Source organism: Shewanella sp. ZOR0012, from assembly GCF_000798835.1.
Classification (GTDB): Bacteria; Pseudomonadota; Gammaproteobacteria; order Enterobacterales; family Shewanellaceae; genus Shewanella; species Shewanella xiamenensis.
Window position 1 is genome coordinate 1 of sequence record NZ_JTLE01000021.1, and the last position, 4,755, is coordinate 4,755.

Sequence of the window (4,755 nt, forward strand, 5' to 3'; positions counted from 1 at the left end):
AAGGAAGCGTAAGCAAATTTAGACGACAGATAAAAAACGGGGCGCTAATTGATTAGCGCCCCGCTAAGGATTACAGCACGATATAAAGTGGCCAGCCGAGTAGACCGACGAGTCCTTCTTTATGCTCGAATCTTTCTAAACGCTCAGGGGAGGCGTCATTGAGCAGCAGCTCACGGTAGCTTTTTGCAAAATGCAGTGTCCGCAGCAATGCTGGCGCAAAGTTTTTACCCAAATCTTTACCGATGGTGTCGGCCAGCTCCGCAGGGAGTTCCGCCAAGGCTTTTTGGGTTTGCTGCTCGATATACTCAAGGCTAAACCATTCGTCCTGCAAGCTAATTTTGGCAATGCGCTTTTTCAGATCTTGTCTAACTTTGGCATTATCAAACAACATCCGATACAACACGGCTTCGGCCAATACGCTCTCTAGATTTAAGAAATCCAAAGGATCGTAGCTGGTTTGGGCATAAAACTGCGCCATTAGCGCCGCAATCGATTGCTGACGTTGGTGCTCGACCAATGCATCCTGATAGGCCTCATATCCCAGCCACTCTTCGGCGTCAGGCGGCGTAGAGACTTGTTCCAGTAGGAATTTATCCACATCACCATAGAGTGATTTGCCATTGACCAGCTTATGTTTGCTCACCACGCTGAGCATGCTCCAGCCCTTTTGGAAGCATTTGACCACACCATCGGCGGTGAGCAATAAACGCAATGCCTGTTGTTGATCTTTATTCGATAGTTCCATTAACCCGAGACTAACGACGCCAATCACATCGTGCGCCGCTTGTTCCAGTAAGTGCATCTTGTACTTGTTGTAGAACTTATCGGCCAATTTGAGGCTCATCAAAATGGCTTTAGATTTGATTTGTGCGAGCTGCTCACCGCTAAGGGTGTTGTCTGCTTGGCCTTTGGCCAACACCTTACTCAGGTATGGGCCTTGGTCTAAATCACGCAGTACCAGTTGCATCTAGGGATCCTTAATCTAAAAAGCTAAACATATCATCCACTTCTGCGTATTCATCCGTGACTTGATTTTTCTCTTTGGCTTGGATAACTAATTCATTAACGAATTTGTTAATGATCATTTCCCAGCCAGAGCTTTCGTTACGCAGCAGGTTTTTAATGGCTTTTTCTACATCGGGTGCCAGCTCATGGATTAATGCCATCAGACTACGTGGGTCATCTAGGCTTAAGCTATGGGCTTCTTCGCTGGCGACGCGGCTGTCATAGCCGACGGTATCAGTATCTTCTTCATCGTCATAATAATCGTTGAAGTGGTCTTCATCGTCGTGGCGTTCGCCCAGCATCATCTCGATAAAAGGGATAGACAGATAGAAGAGGCCGGCGGGATCTTCGGCAATGCACTCTAAAATAGCGGTTTGCTTTTCTTCGCTATCTTGAATACGAATTAAATAAGTTAAAAAATCAAAGGTATGCTGAATGAGTTCTTCGGCATTGTTTTTGATTTTTTCTTCCCAATACAAAGGTTGCTGACAGACGATGTCGCGAATTTGCTCAGGTGTCATCAGCTCCGACATAATTGACGGGCAGGAGATATCGTGGTGACTGTTGATTTGCGTCAGTGTCACAATATCCATTTTTTCAATGACTTCGACTAATTGCTCATCGTTCATTGTGGTGGCGATGAGTTCGAAACGTTTACTGGCCTGTTTTGGCTCGACATCGGCGAGCTCTTTAATCTCGGCAACGGTTATCTCAATGAGACTGGTGTTCATTAGCGGTCCTCATCATCGTACTGATCGTAATAGCCATCTTCCTCTTCGCCGTCATCATCATCGTCATCGGAATAGTCGGCGTAATCACTGTCTTCGTCTTCAAAATCATCGTCAGCACTGCGTTTAGGGGCTGGCGTACTTTTGCCTTGGTTTTCCAATAAGTACAGTACGGCGCAGCTTTCAATCAGTAAATCCTCTGAGTAAGCGCGCACCGCTAGCACTAATGGCAAATCGGCATTGTTAAAGCCGATTGTGACCTTAAATTCATCCCACTCAGGTTGCGTTGCCGTATTGATCCAATGGGCCCATTTGAGCTTGGCATCACTTGGAAATTTGACTCGGCCATAGAGTGCAACCGGCAAATACTCGGGTACCGACTCGAGCATTTTAGGATCGGCTTGTAATACTTTTTTGATTTGACTGGTAAATTGTTCCAGTGCCTTGGGTGTATCCGGGTCATCATAGGACTCGATATTGTCGTAGGCATTGGTCTTAAGCTCATTAATGCGTGAGATATTCAGTTTTTTGGCCATGGGCTTGTCTCGAAATAAAGCGCAGAAATAATTTATTCGGCGTAGAAAGTGCGGATTTAACCGCTCGTTAATTCGGCGCTAAAAATAAAATATTAAGGGTAGAACTGATCCCATAATTCACGCATTGCGCCATTCGGATCCGTCACTATCACATTGTTGAAATCTCGGATAAACGCATTTCTAAGCTTCGGATCGGACAAGACTTCATACGCTTTTTTGACGCGTTCAAGTTGCTGTGACGCTTGCTCTTTTTCGTCATCAGAGGCACCTAACAACTTATCAGGATGATACTTGTTTGAGAGCCGACGATAGGCTTTTTTAATGTCGTCTTCTTTGGCGCTAGGTTTGATACCAAGCACACTAAAGTGGTTAATCATATTTGTACCTGCAGGCGATGGATTGGTATCGCAAGATAAAGCTTGAGTGCTGATTATCTGCCAATTTGTGGAATTATGATTAGTCAGCGACGGATCATAGCAGAAATGCGTGTTGGGCGGCAAACGACTATGGCTGCATTTAGAGCGAAAAATGAATACTAAACTGGGGTTTGTGAAGATCGGCAACCGCAAAGGCAATCGGCAATAAGTGGCTAAGACGAAGTTGGTACAAATATCAGCTAACACTGCAATTTTTCTACGAGTTAATGCCTCCGTTTTTATCAGTCATTTCAGGATGTAACTAAACTAATTCGATAAACGATTCGAGTAAATCAAGCCAAACTCAGTACGATAAATTTCGGACATAAAAAAACCAGCTGATGCTGGTCTGGTCGTTATCATTGTTAAATTGGTTGCGGGAGCTGGATTTGAACCAACGACCTTCGGGTTATGAGCCCGACGAGCTACCATGCTGCTCCATCCCGCGTCCGATTAATGCTGTTGATCACTGTTTTAATTCTGTCATCTTAGAATTGGTTGCGGGAGCCGGATTTGAACCGACGACCTTCGGGTTATGAGCCCGACGAGCTACCATGCTGCTCCATCCCGCGTCCGAGTAACGCTGTTGATCACTGTTTTAATTCTGTCATCTTAGAATTGGTTGTAGTAGCCGGATTTGAACCGACGACCTTCGCCGTTGTTTATAAAGAGTTGAGCCCGACGAGCAGTTTCTTTTTATAAACGTATACATCTAAATTGGTTGCGGGAGCCGGATTTGAACCGACGACCTTCGGGTTATGAGCCCGACGAGCTACCATGCTGCTCCATCCCGCGTCCGATATCTATCTGTATTACTTATATTTGCTTTAAATGGTTGCGGGAGCTGGATTTGAACCAACGACCTTCGGGTTATGAGCCCGACGAGCTACCATGCTGCTCCATCCCGCGTCCGTCTTCAAAGCGGGGCAGACTATAACGGCAGCGCTGTGGCATTGCAAGGAGGAATTCTAAAAAAGCGGACGAATGCTTAAATATAAAGCGTAGTGCGGGGAATTTACCCAGTATTGACCTTGATATCGGATTTTAATGGGTTAAATGTGGATTAACTACCTGACTAAATCGAGTTTTGGCTAATAACTGTTTATCTTTTATGTGGCTTCGCAGGTATAATGTCGGTTTGATTTTGACTGCGTATTGATTATCCCATGCTTAATTTTTTTGCTGCCGCCCCTAAGGGCTTTGAATATAGCTTAGCCCAAGAACTGACAGAATTTGGTGCGACCGAGATTAAAGAAAGTGTAGCCGGTGTCTATTTTACCGCGCCTCTGGCTTTAGCCTATCGCATTACCCTGTGGACGCGTTTAGCCAGCCGTATTGTACTGGTAATCTATAAGGGCCCCTGTGAGTCGGCGGAGCAGTTATATAATGCAGCCTACTGTATTGATTGGTCAGCACATTTCTCTAATCGCAACACCTTTAGTATCGATTTCCATGGCACGGGTGGTTTTATTAACAATACCCAGTTTGGCGCGCTAAAGATTAAAGATGCGATTGTTGACCGTTTCCGTGATGACGGTGATGCCCGTCCAAACGTCGCCCGTATCGATGCCGACATTAAAGTTGATGCCCATTTTCGCAATGGGGTCATTACCATTGCGATGAATTTTTCTGGCCCATCACTGCACCAACGTGGTTACCGTTCAACCACGGGTGAAGCGCCTTTAAAAGAAAATCTCGCGGCGAATATGCTAGTTCGCAGTGGCTGGAAAGCCGCGCCGACTACCTTACTCGATCCCTTCTGCGGTAGCGGTACAGTGCTGATTGAAGCGGCTTTGATGGCCGCCGATATTGCTCCGGGTTTACAACGCAGCCGTTTTGGTTTCGAACATTGGCGTCGTCACGATAAGGCCACTTGGCAAGAGATTGTCGAAGAGGCTAAAGCGCGTGCATCGTTAGGAGTAAAGCGCTGCGAAGTGAAGTTCTATGGCTCGGATATCGACTCACGCTTAGTGGCGTTAGCAAAACGCAACGCGCAAAATGCAGGCGTACTTGAACTGATTGAGTTTAAGGTGGCAAATGCCCTTAATGTGGAGCCGCCAGCCGCTGAAG

The 4,755-nt window shown here is 46.1% G+C and carries 5 protein-coding genes and 4 tRNA genes; 1 reads left to right on the forward strand and 8 read right to left on the reverse strand.

Going from position 1 to position 4,755, the window contains the following annotated elements; genetic code table 11:
* Positions 1–70 precede the first annotated feature (70 nt).
* The 8 genes from atcC to L976_RS00840 all read right to left on the reverse strand — a co-directional run bounded on the left by atcC (position 71) and on the right by L976_RS00840 (position 3,594).
* Positions 71–967 carry a cold adaptation protein AtcC gene (atcC, locus tag L976_RS00805; protein ID WP_047533186.1) on the reverse strand — a complete coding sequence of 299 codons (897 nt, stop codon included), beginning with the start codon at positions 965–967 and terminating at the stop codon, positions 71–73.
* 10 nt (positions 968–977) lie between these two features.
* Positions 978–1,736: a cold adaptation protein AtcB gene (gene atcB, locus L976_RS00810; RefSeq protein ID WP_023265328.1), complete on the reverse strand. Its 759-nt coding sequence runs from the start codon at positions 1,734–1,736 to the stop codon at positions 978–980.
* Positions 1,736–2,269 (reverse strand): cold adaptation protein AtcA, encoded by a 534-nt coding sequence (gene atcA / locus L976_RS00815; protein WP_037430976.1) that lies wholly within the window; start codon positions 2,267–2,269, stop codon positions 1,736–1,738. The genes atcB and atcA overlap by 1 nt, the downstream gene beginning before the upstream one ends.
* A 92-nt stretch (positions 2,270–2,361) precedes the next feature.
* Positions 2,362–2,646, reverse strand: coding sequence for a cold adaptation protein ActJcold adaptation protein ActJ (gene atcJ, locus L976_RS00820; RefSeq protein WP_037417359.1), 285 nt, complete (start codon positions 2,644–2,646; stop codon positions 2,362–2,364).
* A gap of 410 nt (positions 2,647–3,056) precedes the next feature.
* Positions 3,057–3,133, reverse strand: a tRNA-Met gene (locus L976_RS00825).
* Positions 3,134–3,180: 47 nt separating this feature from the next.
* Positions 3,181–3,257: transfer RNA gene (locus L976_RS00830), tRNA-Met, on the reverse strand.
* A 146-nt stretch (positions 3,258–3,403) separates the two neighbouring features.
* Positions 3,404–3,480: transfer RNA gene (locus L976_RS00835), tRNA-Met, on the reverse strand.
* Between the two features lie 37 nt (positions 3,481–3,517).
* Positions 3,518–3,594 (reverse strand) — tRNA-Met (locus tag L976_RS00840).
* A gap of 257 nt (positions 3,595–3,851) precedes the next feature.
* Here L976_RS00840 and L976_RS00845 point away from each other — a divergent pair.
* A partial coding sequence (locus L976_RS00845) for a THUMP domain-containing protein (RefSeq protein WP_047533199.1) occupies positions 3,852–4,755 on the forward strand: 904 nt, incomplete at its 3' end.

What these genes read in the sequence shown, in the direction of transcription:
- atcA (WP_037430976.1), bottom strand. Translation starts at nt 2,269, where the DNA reads ATGGCCAAAAAACTGAATATCTCACGCATTAATGAGCTTAAGACCAAT.
- atcB (WP_023265328.1), bottom strand. Translation starts at nt 1,736, where the DNA reads ATGAACACCAGTCTCATTGAGATAACCGTTGCCGAGATTAAAGAGCTC.
- atcC (WP_047533186.1), bottom strand. Translation starts at nt 967, where the DNA reads ATGCAACTGGTACTGCGTGATTTAGACCAAGGCCCATACCTGAGTAAG.
- atcJ (WP_037417359.1), bottom strand. Translation starts at nt 2,646, where the DNA reads ATGATTAACCACTTTAGTGTGCTTGGTATCAAACCTAGCGCCAAAGAA.